Source organism: Cryobacterium sp. TMN-39-2, assembly GCF_004402745.1.
In the GTDB taxonomy this organism is placed as follows: Bacteria; Actinomycetota; Actinomycetes; order Actinomycetales; family Microbacteriaceae; genus Cryobacterium; species Cryobacterium zongtaii.
The window spans coordinates 82,611-99,410 of the sequence record NZ_SOFX01000028.1; the positions used below are offsets into that span (position 1 = coordinate 82,611).

Below are 16,800 nucleotides of genomic sequence, written 5' to 3' on the forward strand. Positions count from 1 at the left end.
CTGAGGTACTTGGCCGTGCTGGTACTGCTTCGTGGTGCCGTTGTGGTGCTGGGCTAGCCGTCGTGACCGCTCAGAGTGAAGTTGAAAATCCCCGAATCGAAGCGATTGTAAGCCTCGTAGTCCAGCAGCCGGTAGAGCTCGGCGCGGGTTTGCATGTCCGGCAGCCGGCTGGTCAACGAGCCCTCGGCGAGGATGGTGTCCAGGCCCGCAACGGCTGCGCCCATCGCCAGGCGCAGCAGCGACACCGGGAAGATCACCAGGTTGATGCCCACGTCGGCGAGCTGGTCGACCCTGAAGAGTTCGCTCTTGCCGAACTCGGTCATATTGGCCAGGATCGGCACGTCCACCGCCGCCCGGATGGCTTCGAATTCGGCCAGGGTGCCCATGGCCTCGGGGAAGATCGCGTCGGCGCCGGCATCCACCAGCGCCTTGGCCCGGTCGATCGCTGCGGCCAGCCCGTCGACGGCGCGGATGTCGGTGCGCGCCATCACGAGCAGGTTCGCATCCCGCCGGGCGTCGACGGCCGCGCGGATGCGCTTGAGGGCCGTGTCGGTGTCGACGACCTGCTTGCCGTCCAGGTGCCCGCAGCGTTTGGGGTTGACCTGGTCCTCGATGTGCAGGCCGGCCACGCCGGCATCCTCGAGGGTCTGCACGGTGCGGGCCACATTCATCGGCTCGCCGAAGCCGGTGTCGGCGTCGACGAGGGTGGGCAGGTCGGTCATCCGGGAGATCTGCTGACTGCGGCCGGCGACCTCGGTGAGAGTGGTCAAACCGATGTCGGGCAGACCGAGGTCGGCGGCGAGCACGGCACCGGAGATGTAGACGCCCTCGAATCCCTTGGCCTGGATCAGTTTGGCGCTGAGCGGGTTGAACGCGCCGGGGAAACGCAGCAGCTCGCCGCCGGCGAGGTCGGCGCGGAGTTGCGCGCGCTTGGCGGCGGGGGTGAGTCCGGAGTAGAGCATCAGAAGATTCCGTTCAGGCTGGGCAGCGGTTCGAGGAGGCCGGGGCGGGCCACCAGGGTGAGGCCGCCGAGTTCGGCAGCGGTCAGCTCCGGCAGCCGCTGGGCGAGGTCCAGGAACCGCTCGATCTCGGCCGGCTCCAGGGCGTTCGCGGCGAGCAGCCGGAACTTGGCGACGTAGTCGGCGCGCACGAACGGGCGGGCGCCGAGCGGATGCGCATCCGCGACGGCCAGCTCGTCGACCAGACGGCTGCCGTCGGCCAGCAGGATCTCGACACGGCCGCCGAACGCCTTCTCGGCGGGGTCGCTGGAGTGGTACCGGCGGGTCCACTCGGCATCTTCGCTCGTGCTGACCGTGTTCCACAGGGCCACGGTGTCGGCCCGGCCGGCGCGCTCGGGCCGGTAGGAGTCCTCGTGATGCCAGGAGCCGTCCTGGAGCGCGACGGTGAAGATGTACGGCACCGAGTGGTCCAGGGTTTCCCGGCTGGCCAGCGGGTCGTACTTCTGTGGGTCGTTGGCTCCGGAGCCGATCACGTTGTGGGTGTGGTGTGAGGTGTGGATGACGATGCTCGCCACCGCGCCGGGCACCAGGATTTCGGGGTGCTCGCGGTGCAGCTTCCGGGCCAGGTCGATGAGCGCCTGGGCCTGGTACTCCGCGGAGTGCTCCTTGGTGAAGCTGTCCAGGATCGCCCGTTTGGGCTCACCCGCGGCCGGCAGGGCTACGTCGTAAGCGGCATCCGGTCCGTCGAGCAGCCAGGCGATCACGCCGTCCTCACCCTCGTAGATCGGGGTGGGGCTGGTCTGGCCGCGCATGGCCCGGTCGACGGCCTCGACGGCCATCTTGCCGGCGAACGCGGGAGCGTATGCCTTCCAGGAGGAGATTTCGCCCTTGCGGGACTGCCGGGTGGCCGTGGTGGTGTGCAGGGCCTGGCCGACGGCCTGGAAGATCGTGTCGGGGTCCAGGCCCAGCAGGGTGCCGAGGCCGGCCGCGGCCGACGGGCCCAGGTGGGCGACGTGGTCGATCTTGTGCTTGTGCAGGCTGATCGAGCGGGCCAGGTCGATCTGCACCTCGTAGCCCGTCGCGATGCCGCGCACCAGGTCGCCTCCGGTGAGGCCGCGGCGGGCGGCCAGGTGCTGGGCGACGGCGATGAGCGGCGGGATGTTGTCGCCGGGGTGCGAGTACTCGGCGGCGAGGAAGGTGTCGTGGTAGTCCAGTTCCCGCACGGCCACCCCGTTGGCCCAGGCCGCCCACTCCGGCGAGACCCTCTCGGTGTCGGACGGGCCGAACACCGTGGCGCCGTCGCCGCCGGTCGACCGGGGATGCGCCAGCGCCTGCGACCGGGCGGCGGCGACGGCGGCACGGGTCAGCGAGGCCGCGGCGACGGCGGCGTTGTCGATCACCCGGTTGATGATCATCTCGGTGACATCGTCGTCGACCGGGACCGGGTCTGCCGCGCAGGCGGCGATCTTCCAGGCCAGCTGGTCGGTCTTGGCGGGGCTGTTCTCGCTGGGGTGCACGCGCACGGAGGTTGTCTGCACGAGGGTGGTCCTTTCGAATCGGGAGGTCAGGAGGTCGTTTCGGTGGCCTCGAGCACCGCGAGCACACTCGCGAGGCTGAGATGCAGGTGCACGTGGGTGGCGTGCGCGGCGAGCGCAGCGTCGCCGTGGATGATCGCGTCGAGGATCAACAGGTGTTCGGCCGCGGCGGCCCGCAGCCGCACCGGGTTTCCCCTGGCCACCCGGCGGATGCGGGCCAGGTGGGTGCGCACGGTGACCAGGGCGCCCACCAGGAAGGAGTTGTCGACGGCGGCGTCGATGGCGGCGTCGAACTCGTCGATCAGCGCGTAGTACTCGTGGATGCCGTCTTCGCCCGCATCGAGCAGGGCCGGGGCGGCGACGAACCGGTCGCGCAGCATCCCGAACGCGGTGCGGTCATCGCGGCGCGCGGCCAGCGTCGCGGCCCGCTCCTCGAGGGCCTCGCGCAGCTCGTAGAGATCGTTGATCGACTCGACCGACATCTCGGTGACCGAGAAGCCCCGGCCGCTGCGGCCGGCGACGAGACCGGCGGCCACGAGCCGCGCCACGGCGGAGCGCAGCGGGGTGCGGGAGACGCCGAGCCTGGCGGCCTGTTCCACCTCGAGCAGCACCGTGCCGGCCGGCAGGACTCCGTCGAGGATCTCGTCACGCAACACCCTGTAGGCCCGGTCGCTCGCCCGCTCCGGTGCGGATTTCACGGTCTCTGTATACACACGCGCATTCTATTCCCCTATTGCCCGGCGTGTGCAAGACTAACCGCACCTTGTGTATACATGAGAGCTTCAATGGAGAGGTTCGCACCATGATCGAAGACACTGGAACCACTCGCACGACCCCCCAGGGCTACCGCGATGTCTGGCGGCGGAGCATCGACGAGCGCGATGACTTCTGGCTGCAGGCCGCCGGGCTCGTCGATTGGGTCAGCGCGCCGACCACGGCGCTGACAGAGCGCTCCCCCACTGACTACTCCTGGTTCGCGGACGGCACCCTCAACACCAGCTACAACGCCCTCGACCGGCACGTCCTGGCCGGCCGCGGCGATCACACGGCGCTGATCTACGACTCCGCGATGACGGGCACCCGCATCCGGCTGAGCTACCGCGACCTGCTCGACCGGGTCGCCAGGTTCGCCGGGGTGCTGCGGGCCAATGGCGTGGGCCGGGGCGACAGGGTCATCGTGTACCTGCCGATGATCCCCGAGGCCGTCGTGGCGATGCTCGCCTGCGCCCGGATCGGGGCCGTGCATTCGGTGGTGTTCGGCGGCTTCGCGGCCAGCGAGCTCGCCGTGCGCATCGACGATGCCCGGCCCGCGGTGATCGTCACGGCCTCCGGCGGCCTGGAGCCCGGCAAGGCGGTGCCGTATCTCCCCTTGGTGCAGAAGGCGCTCGAGCTCAGCGCCGGCTCGGTGCACACCGTCATCGTGCGCGACCGTGCCACGATCGACGGATCTGCCGCCGACTACGCCGGGGACCCCGCCGACGATGCCGCCGTGCGTTGGCTGGACTGGGCGGACGCGGAGGCCGCCGCCACCCCGGCCGACCCGGTCACCGTCGCAAGCACCGACCCGCTCTACATCCTCTATACCTCCGGCACCACCGGAAACCCGAAGGGCATCATCCGCGACAACGGCGGTCACGCCGTTGCGCTGACCTGGTCTATGCGGGGCATCTACGACATCGGGCCCGACGACGTGTTCTGGGCGGCGTCGGACGTCGGCTGGGTGGTCGGCCACTCCTACATCGTCTACGCACCGCTGCTGGCCGGCGCCACCACGATCATCTACGAGGGCAAGCCCATCGGCACCCCGGATGCCGGCGCCTTCTGGCGCGTCGTGGCGGACTACAGGGTGAACGTGTTGTTCACCGCGCCCACGGCCATCCGGGCCATCCGCCGGGTCGACCCCGACCTGGCCGAGCTGGCCCGCCACGACGTGTCCAGCCTCACCGCGCTGTTCCTGGCCGGTGAACGGCTCGACCCGGAGACCTTCCACTGGGTCAACGACGGCCTGCACTGCCCGGTCGTCGACCACTGGTGGCAGACCGAGACCGGCTGGGCCATCTGCGCCAACCCGCGCGGAATCCAGGAGCTGCCCACCAAACCCGGCTCCACCGCGGTGCCGGTGCCCGGCTACGACATCGCGATTCTCGATTCGAAGGGCGCACCCATCACCAAGCCGGGCAAGGACGGCAACATCGTCATCCGGCTGCCGCTGCCGCCGGGCTCCCTGCTGGGCATCTGGGGCGGCGCCGACCGCTTCGTCGACGCCTACCTCACCGCCTTCCCCGGTTACTACGCCACCGGGGACTCCGGGCACCTCGACGCCGACGGCTATCTCTACGTGATGGGCCGTACCGACGACGTGATCAACGTCGCCGGCCACCGGCTCTCCACAGGGTCCCTCGAGGAGGTGCTCACCCGGCATCCGGCCGTTGCGGAGTGCGCCGTGCTCGGCGTGCACGACGCGCTCAAGGGCCAGCGGGCGGCCGGTTTCGTCACCCTCAAGGCCGGCGCGGTGGTCGACCACGATCTGCTCACGGCCGAGCTGGTCAACCTGGTGCGGGAGCACATCGGCCCGGTGGCGGCGTTCCGCGACGTGAGAATCCTGGACCGGCTGCCCAAGACCCGCTCAGGCAAGATCCTGCGCAAGACCATCCGCCAGATCGTCGACGGCGAGCCGTACAAGGTCCCGCCCACCATCGAAGACCCCGCCGTGCTCGACGCGCTCGCCCTTGCTGTCCGGCCCCACCAACCGACTAACATCCACCCATCTCACCGGAGCAAAGGAGCCCCATGAAGGAATCACTGAACGACACCAGGCCGGAGGACTCGATCGACTATGTCGCCTTCGAGACCAGCGACCGCTTCGTCAACCTGCAACGCCGGCGCCGGAGGTTCGTGGTGCCGATGGCGGTGTTCTTCCTGGTCTGGTACTTCGCGTACGTGCTGGTGGCGGCCTACCTGCCCGATGTGATGGCGCGGCCGGTCTTCGGCAGCATCAACCTGGGCCTGGTGCTCGGCCTCGGCCAGTTCGTCACGACGTTCGCCATCACCATCTGGTATGTCGCCTTCTCCAACCGGGTGCTCGACCCGCTGGGCGCAGAGCTCCGCGCCGAGCTCGAAGCGAAGGTCGCCGCATGAGCGCCCTGGGAATGAGCCTGACCGCTGTCGCCGCAGCGGTCGAGCCCACGGAGAACAACCCGGTCCTGAACATCTCGATCTTCCTGGCCTTCGTGGCCGTCACCCTGGTGATCGTGATCCGGGCCGGCCGCAACAACCGCACCGCCGCCGATTACTACACCGGCGGTCGCTCCTTCACCGGGCCCCAGAACGGCTTCGCGATCGCCGGCGACTACCTCTCGGCGGCATCGTTCCTCGGCATCGTCGGCGCCATCGCCGTGAACGGCTACGACGGGTTCCTCTACTCGATCGGCTTCCTGGTGGCCTGGCTGGTGGCCCTGCTGCTGGTGGCCGAGCTGATGCGCAACACCGGCAAGTTCACCATGGCGGATGTGCTCTCCTTCCGGCTGGCCCAACGGCCGGTGCGCGTCGCCGCGGCCACCACCACCCTGGCGGTGTGCTTCTTCTACCTGCTCGCGCAGATGGCCGGCGCCGGCGGGCTCGTCTCGCTGTTGTTGGGCATCAACGACAAGCTCGGCCAATCCATTGTGGTGACGGTGGTCGGCGGGCTGATGATCATGTACGTGCTGATCGGCGGCATGAAGGGCACCACCTGGGTGCAGATCGTCAAGGCGTTCCTGCTCATCATCGGCGCTGGCGCCATGACGGTGTGGGTGCTGGTGATCAACGGGTTCAACCTGTCCACCCTGCTCGATGCCGCCGTCGCGAACGCCTCGGTCACCCCGGCGGAGTCGATCCTCGCGCCCGGCCTGCAGTACGGCGGCAACCCGCTGGACTTCATCTCCCTGGCCATCGCCCTGGTGCTCGGCACCGCGGGCCTGCCGCACGTGCTGATGCGCTTCTACACGGTGCCCAGCGCCAAGGAGGCCCGACGCTCGGTGGTCTGGGCGATCTTCCTGATCGGGGCGTTCTACCTGTTCACGCTGGTGCTCGGCTTCGGCGCCGCGGCCCTGGTGGGTGCGGACACCATTCTCGCCTCGCCCGGCGGAGTGAACTCCGCGGCGCCGCTGCTGTCGCTGGCGCTGGGCGGCCCGCTGCTGCTGGGCTTCATCTCGGCCATCGCGTTCGCCACCATCCTCGCCGTGGTCGCCGGTCTCACCATCACCGCGGCCACCTCGTTCGCGCACGACATCTACGCCAGCGTGATCAAGAAGGGCAAGGGTGACCCGGACGGCGAGGTCAAGATCGCCCGGCGCACCGTCGTGGTGATCGGCATCCTCGCCATCGCCGGCGGCATCGGCGTGCAGGGGCAGAACATCGCCTTCCTGGTGGCGCTGGCCTTCGCCGTCGCGGCGAGCGCCAACCTGCCCACCATCCTGTACTCGCTGTTCTGGCGCGGTTTCACCACCCGCGGGGCCCTGTGGAGCATGTACGGCGGGTTGGGGTCGGCGATTCTGCTGATCGTGTTCTCGCCGGTGTTCTCCGGCACACCCACCTCGATGTTCGGTGAGGGTGTGGACTTCGCGATCTACCCGCTGAACAACCCGGGCATCATCTCGATCCCGCTGGGCTTCTTCCTCGGCTGGCTCGGCTCGGTCACCAGCACCCGCCGTGAGGACCCCAAGCTGGCCGCAGAGATGGCGGTGCGCTCCCTCACCGGGTTCGGCGCCGAGAAGGCGAGCGAGCACTAGCCCCGCTCCCCTCCCGCTCCCCTCCCCGCGGCCGCGACTGTGGCCGATGCGGACGATTGCGCCCGGTACGCCGGGCGCAATTGTCCGTTCGGGCAACAGTTGGGGGCGGGTGTGGGTTTAGACGCGGGGCAGCAGCGGGCCGCGGGCGACCAAGGTGGTGGAGGCCTGGGCGACGGGTTTGACCACGACGAGGTCCAGGTTCACGTGCGCGGGCAGTTCGACGGCGGCCAGGATGGTGGCGGCGACGTCGTCGGCCACGAGCGGGTGCACCACGTTGGTGTAGGCGGCGGCCGCCTTCTCGGGGTCGCCGCCGAAGCGCACCAGACCGAATTCGTCGGTCTGCACCATGCCGGGCGCGATCTCGATCACCCGGATCGGTTCGCCGCTGAGCTCCAAGCGCAGCACCTCGGTCAGGGCGTGCGCGGCGAACTTGGCGGCGTTGTAGCCGCCGCCGCCGATGTACGCCGTGTGCCCGGCGGTCGAGGTGATGTTGACGATGTCGGCGGACGCGGCAGCGCCGGCGGCCGCGGCATCCGTTGCGGCGGCGATCGAGGCGCGCAGCAGCGGCAGCAGGGCGGTGGTGACCCGTTTCAGCGCGAGCACGTTGATCTCGTACATCCAGGCCCAGTCGTCGATCGACCCGACCTCGACGGAGTCGAGCCCCTTGGCGCCGCCGGCGTTGTTGACCAGAGCGTTCACCGGGCCGGAGGCGGCGAGGTAGTCCCGCAACGAGTCGACGTCGGCCTGCACGGTGAGGTCGGCGGCGAACACCGCCGCGCCGGTCTCCTGGGCCAGCGTCTCGAGCCTGTCGGCCCGGCGGGCCACGCCCACCACATCCCAGTCGTGCTCCCGGAACAGGCGCACCGTCGCCGCTCCGATTCCCGAACTCGCACCAGTGACCACGACTCTTTTTTTGCCCATTGCCCCATTCTGCCCGGAGAATAGACCCGATGAGTTCGCCGACAGAGACCCCGCACCACGCCGGCCCGCACAAGCCGAAGCGCCGCGTACCGCTGTGGGACAACGCCCGCTGGATCGCCATCACCCTGATGGTGATCGGTCACGCGATACTCAAGCTGATCGGCGAATCCGACACCGCCTACGGCGTCTACCTGTTCATCTACGCGTTCCACGTGCCGGTTTTCGTGGCCGTCAGCGGCTACTTCGCCAAGTCAGGACCGCCGGGCCCCCGCCAGATGCACCGGCTGATCACCGACGTCGTCTTCCCGTACCTGATCTTCGAAAGCATCTGGACGCTGGTGGAGTGGGCGCTCAGCGGCACCCTCAAGGTGGACTACTCCACCCCGTCCTGGACCCTCTGGTTCCTGATCGCCCTGGCCATCTGGCGGGTGGCGCTGCCCTACCTGGTTCTGATGCGGTATCCGCTGCTGATCAGCATCGCCATCTCGGTGGGCGCCGGCTACGTCGGTGACATCGACAGCACCTTCTCGTTGTCACGCACGCTGGGGCTGCTGCCGTTCTTCGTGTTCGGCTGGAAACTGCGCCAGTGGCCGCTCACCGCCCGGTGGATGCACCTGCGCCCGGCCGCGGTCTGGCGCTGGCGTTCCGGCGCGATCGCCCTCTTCGGCGCCCTCGCCCTGGCCGTCACCGTCAATATCATCGGCGTGCGGGACCTGCGGCTGCGGAGCTTCACCCTGTACGACGAGGCGTACTGGCAGTTCGGCTACGACCAGTTCTGGGCCGGGGTCATCCGGCTGGGCCTGATGATGGCGTCGTTCCTGTTCATCCTGGCCTTCCTCATGCTGATGCCGCGCCGGGCGACCTGGTTCACACCGCTGGGCGCCGCGACCATGTACATCTACCTGCTGCACACCTTCCTGCTCTACCCGCTGCGGGAAACCGGGGTGCTCGACGGTCCGCAGCAGCCCTGGGTGCTGCCGGCCGTGATCCTGCTGGCCATCCTGATCTCGGTGGTGCTGTCGTTGCCCGTCGTGAGGCGCGTTTTCCGGCCGCTGGTGGAACCGCGACTGCGCTGGCTGTTCAGGCAGGAGCCGTCCACCCACACGGGCACCATCGTGCTGCCGCACGGGCCCGGCAGCAGATGACGTAGTGTTTCGCGAACCGTTGTCGCGCGGCATAGCCCTGCCTATGGTTGCAGCAGAGCAACGGAGCGTCTGGTTCCGCCGCTGTAGATTCCTCGGGCTTTCCGGCCCGACCACGAACAGGGAGACCGACCCATGAGCGATTCCGCAGACTGGAAGTTCGAAACCAAGCAGGTCCACTCCGGGGCCCGCCCAGACCCGGTGACCAACGCGCGGGCCACGCCGATCTACCAGACCACCTCCTACGTCTTCAACAACGCCGAACACGCCCAGAACCTGTTCGCGCTGGCAGAGTTCGGCAACATCTACACCCGCATCCAGAACCCGACCCAGGCCGTGGTCGAGGAACGGGTCGCCGCCCTCGAAGGCGGCACCGGCGCTCTGCTGGTGGCCTCCGGCCAGGCGGCGTCGACCTTCGCTGTGCTCAACATCGCCCAGGCCGGCGACCACATCGTGTCGTCCAGCTCGATCTACGGCGGCACATACAACCTCTTCAAGTACACCCTCGCCAAGCTCGGCATCGAGACCACCTTCGTCGAAGACCAGGACGACGCCGCGGAGTGGGCCAGAGCGGTGCGGCCCAATACCAAGCTGTTCTTCGCCGAGACCATCGGCAACCCCAAGATCAACGTGCTCGACATCGCGCTGGTCGCCGAGGTGGCGCACACCAACGGGGTGCCGCTCATCGTCGACAACACCATCGCGACGCCGTACCTGATCCGCCCGTTCGAACACGGCGCCGACATCATCGTGCACTCGGCCACCAAGTTCCTCGGCGGCCACGGCACCATCATCGGCGGCGTCGTCGTCGACGGCGGCCTGTTCGAGTGGTCGGCCAACGTCGAGAAGTTCCCCGACCTGACCGAACCGGACCCGTCCTACCACGGCGCCAGCTACACCACCGCGGTCGGCGACGCCCTCGCGTTCATCATCAAGGCCCGCGTGCAGTTGCTGCGCGACCTCGGCAGCGCCATCGCCCCGGCGAGCGCCTGGCAGCTCATCCAGGGCATCGAGACGCTGAGCCTCCGCATCGAACGGCACGTGTCCAACGCGCAGACCATCGCGGAGTTCCTCGAGAGCCACCCCGACATCGCGTCGGTCAACTACGCGGGACTGCCGTCCAGCCCCTGGTACGCGGCCGCCAACAAGTACGCCCCGCTGGGCGTTGGCGCGGTGCTGTCGTTCGAGCTCAAGGGCGGGGTGGATGCCGGGCGCGCGCTGGTGGACAACCTCAGCCTGTTCAGCCACCTGGCCAACATCGGTGATGTGCGCTCGCTGGTGATCCACCCGGCGTCGACCACGCACGCCCAGCTCACCCCGGAGCAGCAGCTCACCGCGGGCGTCACGCCGGGCCTGGTGCGCCTGTCACTGGGCATCGAGAACGTCATCGACCTGCAGGCCGACCTCGAGGCCGGCCTGGCCGCCGCCCGCGCCGTGGTCGCGGCGTCCCGCGCGAACGCGTAGAGCTCGCCGACGTTCACCCGCCCGCATGACGTAACAATCGGCGGCCACGGCCGAACATGGCCACAATGGAGCCGTATGGAATGGCAATACTCCGCGGACACCGTCCCGTCCAGCCTGGTCACCGACGCGCAGGCGCGCTCCCTGCTGGGTAAGCCGCCCGTCACGGGCGCCTGGCGTGACGGTGACCCTGTGGGCGGCCGTCGGTTCGTGGACATCGGCGCCCTCGACCTCGAGGCGGGCGGGCACCTGGCCGGCGTGCGGATCGCCTACGAGAGCTGGGGCGAGCTGAATCCGGCCGGCGACAACGCAGTTCTGGTGCTGCACGCTCTCACCGGGGACAGCCACGTCGTCGGCCCGCCGGCGGCCGGGCATCCGACCGCCGGCTGGTGGAGTGGCATCGTCGGCCGGGGCCTCGCGATCGACACCGACCGGTGGTTCGTGGTGGCGCCGAACATGCTCGGCGGCTGCCAGGGCAGCACCGGCCCGGCGTCCCTCGCGCCGGACGGCTCCGAGTGGGGCCCCCGGTTCCCGTATCTGAGCATCCGCGATCAGGTGGCGGCGCAGGTGGCCTTCAGCGACCGGATCGGCGTCGAACGCTGGGCCGGGATCGTCGGCGGTTCCATGGGCGGCATGCACGTGCTGGAATGGGGCATCGAACACCCCGGCCGGGTGGCCCGGCTGGGCATCCTGGCCGCCCCGCCGGTCACGACGGCCGACCAGATCGCCCTCAATTCGGTGCAGATCGAGGCCATCCGCACCGACCCGCTCTTTCGTGCGGGCGATTACTACGACGCCGAGCCCGGCGATGGCCCGAGCCGCGGCCTCGCCCTGGCCAGGCGGATGGCGCTGCTCAATTACCGCAGCCCGTCGGAACTCAACTCCCGGTTCGAGCGCAGCTGGCAGAGCGACATCACCCCGCTGGGCGGGCACGGCCGGTTCGCCGTGGAGTCCTACCTCGACTTCCACGGCAACAAGTTCACCCGGCGGTTCGACGCGAACAGCTACATCACCCTGGTCGAGGCGATGAACTCCCACGACATCGGACGTGGCCGGGGCGGCGTCGACGCCGCACTGGCCCGCATCACGGCCCGCACCCTCGTCGTCGGCATCGACAGCGACAGGCTCTTCCCCCTGGACGGCCAGCGTGTCATCGCGGCCGGACTGGGGAGCGGCGGCGACCCCGTGGTGATCGAGTCCGGCTACGGTCACGACGGATTTCTCATCGAGGACCAGGCCATCGGCGACCAGCTCCGGTGGCTGCTCGGCTGAACCGCGGAAGGGTTGACACGCAGTGCGTTCGGGAGAACTCTGGCGCCATGAAACCCGGCCCGCTCATCATGTTGCTGATCGGCACGATCCTGACCCTGATCGGCTTCGGACTGACCGCCACCGGCACCGTTGCCGCCGTCGCCGCCGGCGTGCAGGGTGAAAACGGCTACTTCTCCACCCGCACGGTGCCCCTCGTCACCAACTCCTACGCACTGACGAGTCCTCCGCTCGGTCCCGTCACGACCACGGGAACGACCCCGCCGCTGAACCTGGACATCGCCAGGATCCGGTTGGTGGCGACGGGAGCCAACGACGACCCGGTGTTTCTCGGCATCGCGCCGCAGGCCGACGTCGACAGCTACTTGGCGAACGTGGCACACACCGAAGTGCGCGGCATCGAATCCACGCCGCTCCGCGCGCGGTACGCAGACATTCCCGGCTCAGACCGGCCCCAACCGCCCGCCGAACAGGACTTCTGGACCGTCAGCGCAGTCGGGCCCGGCAGCCAGGAGATCACCTGGCCGGTGCAGCCCGGGGCCTGGGCCGTCGTGGTGATGAATGCCGACGGCAGCAGCCCGGTCGCCGTGCAGGTCAGTGCCGGTGTGCGCTCAGGTCTCCTGGCGCCCGCGGCGATCACCCTGCTGCTGGTCGGCATCATCACCCTGGTGATCGGGCTGATCCTGGTGATCCTCGGTGTGATCGGCCTGGGCCGCAACGGTCCGGCGCCCTCCAGCCGCAGCGGCGCCACGCCAGCACCGGGCGGTGCGACCGGCCAGCCCGGCGCCGACCCCGACAGGCCGGGCGCCGACTATCCCGCACGACTGAACGGATGGCTCGACCCCGACGTCTCGCGGGCGCTGTGGCTGGTCAAGTGGATCCTGGTCATCCCGCACGTCATCGTGCTGTTCTTCCTCTGGTTCGGGCTCTGGATCGGCACGATCGTGGCCGGGTTCGCCATCCTGTTCACCGGACGTTACCCGCGGGCGATCTTCAACTACAGCGTCGGCGTGCTGCGCTGGAACTGGCGGGTGAGTTTCTACTCGTACTCCGCGCTCGGCACCGACAGGTACCCGCCGTTCACCCTCGCCGCCACCGACTATCCGGCCGACCTCGAGGTGGACTATCCGGCCCGGCTCTCGCACGGACTGGTCCTGGTCAAGTGGTGGCTCCTGGTGATTCCCCACCTGTTCATCGTGGCGATCCTCACCGGCGGCAGCTGGGGCTGGACCGCGAGCGGCAACAACGGCTGGACCACCGCCACCAGCACCGGTTTCTCGCTGCTGGGCATCCTGGTCCTCATCGGCGCCGTGATCCTGCTCTTCAGCGGACGCTACCGGCGCGGGATTTTCGATCTGGTCATCGGACTGAACCGCTGGCTGTACAGGGTGATCGTCTATGCCGCGCTGATGCGCGACGAGTACCCGCCGTTCCGGCTCGATCAGGGCCCGCTCGATCCAGGCTCCGCCGTGGCTGGACCACCCGCACCGGCCGCCCCCGTCGCTTCCCATGACGGTCGATAGGCCGCTCCCCGGCCCCCGGCCCCGCAGCGGTCCCGATCGTGCCGACAGGTTCCTACGCAATTGGCTGCTGTGGGTCAGCCTCGGCGAAAGCGTCGGGTTCCTCGTCCCGGCCCTGGCCCAGCTGACCCTCGCCGGTTCATCCGTGCTGGCGCCGGCGTTGATCTTCGCCGGCGCCGCCGAAGGCACCGTGCTCGGCTGGACGCAGGCGACCGTGCTCCGCAGCCGGGTGCCGGCACTGAACCGCCGCCGCTGGGTCGGCGCCACGGCCATCGCCGGCGCCGCGGCCTGGTTCATCGGGCTGTTGCCCGCCGAGTGGGCCGAGGTCTGGCAGCGCTGGCCGGCAGCAGCCCAATTCACCGCCGGAATCCTGCTCGCCACTGTGCTGCTGTGCGCTCTCGGCTTCGCCCAGTGGTTCGAGCTCCGTCGGCACCTCAGGGGTGCCGGCTGGTGGATACTCGGCAGCGCCGCCGCCTGGGGCGCCGGCCTGGCCGTGTTCTTCGCCGTGGCCACACCGCTGTGGCAGCCGGGCCAGCCCGGCGCGCTCATCCTGCTCATCGGGGTTCTCGCCGGGATGTTCATGGCGGTGGCCACGGCCCTGGTCAGCGGCGTGGTTCTGCACCTGCTTCTGCGCCGGAAAGAAAGTCCACGTCAACAGCCGTAAATCCGCCACCGGGGCCGATAAGGTGACGGATAGGGCACTCATGAGGAGTACTGCAGCCATGCCACGTATTGCCAGAGAGCGTGATCGCGTCCTTCGTCGGACCGCCCGGATAACCGGGCTGACCGCTTCGGTGACGTCGCTGGCCTACCTGGCCGTGCCGGGCGGGCTCGATATGCCCGTGGTCCTGTTCGCCGGGTCCCTGATCCTGTTGATGGTCGGGTGCCAATACGTCCTCGGTCAGAGCGGCGCACTCCGTTGGGCGGTGTGCATCGTGCTGCTGAGCAACGCCGTCATCCTCGTCGTCGGGCTGGCCGCCAGGGTTGATGTCGGTCTCAACCCCGTCGAGGAGGCCCTGATCGCCACCCTGGCTGCCGGCGCGGCCAGCTGTGTCGCGCCGGTGCTCGTCGTCGGCCCCGGACGCCAGCTCATCCTGTTCGGGTCGTTCGGCATGACCGTGGCCGGGGTGGCGTTCGTCACCATCTCGTCTGGCGGGTCGGTGCTGCCCCTGGTCCTGACCGTGTGCGGCTGGGCCGCCCTGTCCCTGGGCGGCTGGTGGATTGCGCAGAGCGTGCCCCGGGTGCTGCAGCGGGTCGCCGCGATCGGGCGCGCCCACCAGGCCGAACGTCATGCCAGCGAACTCGAAGCGCAACGCCGGCAGGGCGCCAGGTTGCTCCACGACACCGTGCTGGCCACCCTCACCCTCCTGGCGCATTCGGGTGTGGGCGTCAGCCCCGCCGCTCTGCGACAACAATCCGGCGATGACGCCCGTCTGCTCCGCCAGTTACGTCTGGGCGCGCTGCCCACCCCCAGCCGTTCCGGGGTCTACACGCTGGAACCGTCCAACACGTCGATGCTCGGCAGCACCCTCGAGTCGGTGAAGCAGCGTTTCGGCCGGATGGGACTCGAGGTCGACTGGCACGGCAGCGGCCAGGTGCTGCTGCCCAGCGACGTTCTCGACTCGTTCCTTCTCGCCCTCGGCGAGTGCCTCGAAAACGTGCGCAGGCACTCCGGCGTCACCAGGGCCGACGTCACGATCTCCGACGACGACACGACGGTGCGCGCCATGGTGACGGATGCCGGTCGGGGGTTCGACCTCAGCGCCGTCGGCACCGAACGGCTCGGGTTCGCCGAGTCCGTCGTGGCCCGCCTTCGCGACGTCGGCGGCAGCGCACGCCTGTTCTCCTCCCCGGGCTCTGGCACCACCGTCGTGCTCGAGGTGCCCAAGTGACATCGGCGGCGACCCCGGCACCGCCGCACTCCGGCAGCTCGTCGGCCCGAGCGCACAAGCAGTTGCTCGACGACCAACGCGACGAGCGACGCCGCACCTTTCGCCGGCCGCAGCGCACCGTTCAAACCACCCTGGCCAACCGCACCGGGCTCGGTAGCCGCCACCTCGGCTTCGGCATCTCCCTGAGCAGCGGGTTCTTCGCCGTGTTCCTGCTGTGGCGGTTCGCGAGCCAGTGGGAGCGATATCCGAACCCGTTGCCGACCCTGGCGGCCTGGATCGTTCTGCTGCTCGCGGCCGTCGTGACGCTGATCCTCGTCAACAGGCTGCCCGACCGGATGCCGACCTGGTTGTTCCTCGCCGTGCTTGCCCTGGGCGAGGTCGTCGTCGGGCTCGACCTGGCCGGGTACGGTCAGGGCACCGCCGCGGGCACCTATCCCACCGCCGCCGCCGCTGTCGGCGCCCTGCTTGCCATGCTGGTCTCGGTGCGGCGCGGACGGGAGATCGTTGCCGCGACGCTGGTCCTCGGCGCCGTGATCGCGGCGGGCTCGGTCACCGCGGCACGCTACGACCCCGAGCTGATGGCGCCGGCCATCCTGACCATCGGCCTGTGCGTGTTCCCGCCGCTGATCGGGGCGTCGGTCGTGCGCGGATTCCGCCGCATCGTGCAGCGTGAGTTGGACCTGGTGCTGGTGCAGAGCACCATCAGCCAGCCGTCCTCCGCCGTGGGCATGCTCGCATCCGAGGAGCTGGCCCGCATCGACCTCGACGCCGAAACCCTGCTCGACGACGTCGCCACCGGACGCACCGCCCTGCCGCTCAGTTCGGCGAAATCGGCGGCGGCGGCGATGCTCGCCACCCAGTTGCGACTGCACCTCATCGAGGGCCGCCGGGAGACCTGGCTGCACCACGCCCTCACCGAATCCGAGTTCCTCGGCCCCGCCGTCAATCTCGATGACCCGTCAGGGTTGGCCGGTCAGCTCTCGCCGGCTCAGCGCGATGCGCTGTTGCTGGCCATCTGGCTCCTGATCAGCGACACCGACGGTGCCGAACCGACGGTTTCGCTGGTTTTCGGACCTTTTGGCCGTACCAACGGCCATATTATCGGTGAAATGCTTCGGTTTCCGATCAAAATGATCATCGAGGGGGTGCCTCGTCGACGGGTGGACCCGGAGACATGGCAAGCTATCCGAGTAGTGGGCCCTCATATCGATTCGGTGCGCAGTGGACATCTCCACGTCGACATCGAATGCAGTATAGACAATCCTGCGGACGCGTGACCGGGCCGGTTGGCCCGGGATGCTCCGACAGGGAAAAATGCAACAGGAGGTAGCA

The 16,800-nt window shown here is 69.2% G+C and carries 14 protein-coding genes; 10 read left to right on the plus strand and 4 right to left on the minus strand.

Going from position 1 to position 16,800, the window contains the following annotated elements; translation table 11 throughout:
• Positions 1 to 53 precede the first annotated feature (53 nt).
• Genes prpB through E3O57_RS10695 form a run of 3 tightly spaced genes read right to left on the minus strand, consistent with a single transcriptional unit; the run spans position 54 to position 3,207 of the window.
• Complete coding sequence (gene prpB / locus E3O57_RS10685; protein WP_088455358.1) at positions 54 to 962, minus strand: methylisocitrate lyase; 909 nt, start codon at positions 960 to 962, stop codon at positions 54 to 56.
• Positions 962 to 2,497 (minus strand): MmgE/PrpD family protein, encoded by a 1,536-nt coding sequence (locus E3O57_RS10690; RefSeq protein ID WP_103479673.1) that lies wholly within the window; start codon positions 2,495 to 2,497, stop codon positions 962 to 964. Before E3O57_RS10690 ends, prpB begins: the two co-directional genes overlap by 1 nt.
• 26 nt (positions 2,498 to 2,523) lie before the next feature.
• Entirely contained in the window at positions 2,524 to 3,207 is a 684-nt protein-coding gene (locus E3O57_RS10695) for a GntR family transcriptional regulator (protein ID WP_240632381.1), read from the minus strand.
• An 89-nt stretch (positions 3,208 to 3,296) separates the two neighbouring features.
• On the opposite strand from E3O57_RS10695, the gene E3O57_RS10700 reads away from it, so the two are divergent.
• Genes E3O57_RS10700 through E3O57_RS10710 form a run of 3 tightly spaced genes read left to right on the plus strand, consistent with a single transcriptional unit; the run spans position 3,297 to position 7,263 of the window.
• A complete protein-coding gene (locus E3O57_RS10700; protein ID WP_103479674.1) occupies positions 3,297 to 5,288 on the plus strand; it encodes an AMP-binding protein in 1,992 nt (663 codons plus the stop codon).
• Complete coding sequence (locus E3O57_RS10705; RefSeq protein WP_088455355.1) at positions 5,285 to 5,632, plus strand: DUF485 domain-containing protein; 348 nt, start codon at positions 5,285 to 5,287, stop codon at positions 5,630 to 5,632. Before E3O57_RS10700 ends, E3O57_RS10705 begins: the two co-directional genes overlap by 4 nt.
• Positions 5,629 to 7,263: a cation acetate symporter gene (locus E3O57_RS10710; RefSeq protein WP_240632380.1), complete on the plus strand. Its 1,635-nt coding sequence runs from the start codon at positions 5,629 to 5,631 to the stop codon at positions 7,261 to 7,263. Before E3O57_RS10705 ends, E3O57_RS10710 begins: the two co-directional genes overlap by 4 nt.
• A 117-nt stretch (positions 7,264 to 7,380) precedes the next feature.
• Here the strand turns inward: E3O57_RS10710 and E3O57_RS10715 are convergent, their stop codons facing one another.
• Positions 7,381 to 8,184, minus strand: a complete 804-nt coding sequence (locus E3O57_RS10715; RefSeq protein ID WP_103479675.1) for an SDR family NAD(P)-dependent oxidoreductase — start codon at positions 8,182 to 8,184, stop codon at positions 7,381 to 7,383.
• 29 nt (positions 8,185 to 8,213) lie between these two features.
• Here E3O57_RS10715 and E3O57_RS10720 point away from each other — a divergent pair, with 29 nt between their 5' ends.
• The 7 genes from E3O57_RS10720 (at position 8,214) to E3O57_RS10750 (ending at position 16,745) form a co-directional block, all read left to right on the plus strand.
• Entirely contained in the window at positions 8,214 to 9,329 is a 1,116-nt protein-coding gene (locus E3O57_RS10720; protein WP_088457879.1) for an acyltransferase family protein, read from the plus strand.
• Positions 9,330 to 9,461: 132 nt separating this feature from the next.
• Positions 9,462 to 10,790, plus strand: coding sequence for a bifunctional o-acetylhomoserine/o-acetylserine sulfhydrylase (locus E3O57_RS10725; protein WP_103479676.1), 1,329 nt, complete (start codon positions 9,462 to 9,464; stop codon positions 10,788 to 10,790).
• Between the two features lie 75 nt (positions 10,791 to 10,865).
• Positions 10,866 to 12,059 (plus strand): homoserine O-acetyltransferase, encoded by a 1,194-nt coding sequence (locus tag E3O57_RS10730; protein ID WP_103479677.1) that lies wholly within the window; start codon positions 10,866 to 10,868, stop codon positions 12,057 to 12,059.
• A gap of 47 nt (positions 12,060 to 12,106) precedes the next feature.
• Positions 12,107 to 13,579 carry a DUF4389 domain-containing protein gene (locus tag E3O57_RS10735; protein WP_103479678.1) on the plus strand — a complete coding sequence of 491 codons (1,473 nt, stop codon included), beginning with the start codon at positions 12,107 to 12,109 and terminating at the stop codon, positions 13,577 to 13,579.
• Positions 13,566 to 14,240 carry a hypothetical protein gene (locus E3O57_RS10740; protein WP_198416828.1) on the plus strand — a complete coding sequence of 225 codons (675 nt, stop codon included), beginning with the start codon at positions 13,566 to 13,568 and terminating at the stop codon, positions 14,238 to 14,240. Before E3O57_RS10735 ends, E3O57_RS10740 begins: the two co-directional genes overlap by 14 nt.
• Positions 14,241 to 14,298: 58 nt before the next feature.
• Positions 14,299 to 15,468, plus strand: coding sequence for a sensor histidine kinase (locus tag E3O57_RS10745; protein WP_103460844.1), 1,170 nt, complete (start codon positions 14,299 to 14,301; stop codon positions 15,466 to 15,468).
• On the plus strand, positions 15,465 to 16,745 hold the full coding sequence (locus E3O57_RS10750; protein ID WP_103460847.1) for a hypothetical protein: 1,281 nt from the start codon (positions 15,465 to 15,467) through the stop codon (positions 16,743 to 16,745). The genes E3O57_RS10745 and E3O57_RS10750 overlap by 4 nt, the downstream gene beginning before the upstream one ends.
• The last annotated feature ends 55 nt before the right edge of the window (positions 16,746 to 16,800 follow it).

Coding starts and splice junctions, on each gene's coding strand:
- prpB (WP_088455358.1), bottom strand. CDS start 962: ATGCTCTACTCCGGACTCACCCCCGCCGCCAAGCGCGCGCAACTCCGC.
- E3O57_RS10700 (WP_103479674.1), top strand. CDS start 3,297: ATGATCGAAGACACTGGAACCACTCGCACGACCCCCCAGGGCTACCGC.
- E3O57_RS10705 (WP_088455355.1), top strand. CDS start 5,285: ATGAAGGAATCACTGAACGACACCAGGCCGGAGGACTCGATCGACTAT.
- E3O57_RS10710 (WP_240632380.1), top strand. CDS start 5,629: ATGAGCGCCCTGGGAATGAGCCTGACCGCTGTCGCCGCAGCGGTCGAG.
- E3O57_RS10715 (WP_103479675.1), bottom strand. CDS start 8,184: ATGGGCAAAAAAAGAGTCGTGGTCACTGGTGCGAGTTCGGGAATCGGA.
- E3O57_RS10720 (WP_088457879.1), top strand. CDS start 8,214: ATGAGTTCGCCGACAGAGACCCCGCACCACGCCGGCCCGCACAAGCCG.
- E3O57_RS10725 (WP_103479676.1), top strand. CDS start 9,462: ATGAGCGATTCCGCAGACTGGAAGTTCGAAACCAAGCAGGTCCACTCC.
- E3O57_RS10730 (WP_103479677.1), top strand. CDS start 10,866: ATGGAATGGCAATACTCCGCGGACACCGTCCCGTCCAGCCTGGTCACC.
- E3O57_RS10735 (WP_103479678.1), top strand. CDS start 12,107: ATGAAACCCGGCCCGCTCATCATGTTGCTGATCGGCACGATCCTGACC.
- E3O57_RS10740 (WP_198416828.1), top strand. CDS start 13,566: ATGACGGTCGATAGGCCGCTCCCCGGCCCCCGGCCCCGCAGCGGTCCC.
- E3O57_RS10745 (WP_103460844.1), top strand. CDS start 14,299: ATGCCACGTATTGCCAGAGAGCGTGATCGCGTCCTTCGTCGGACCGCC.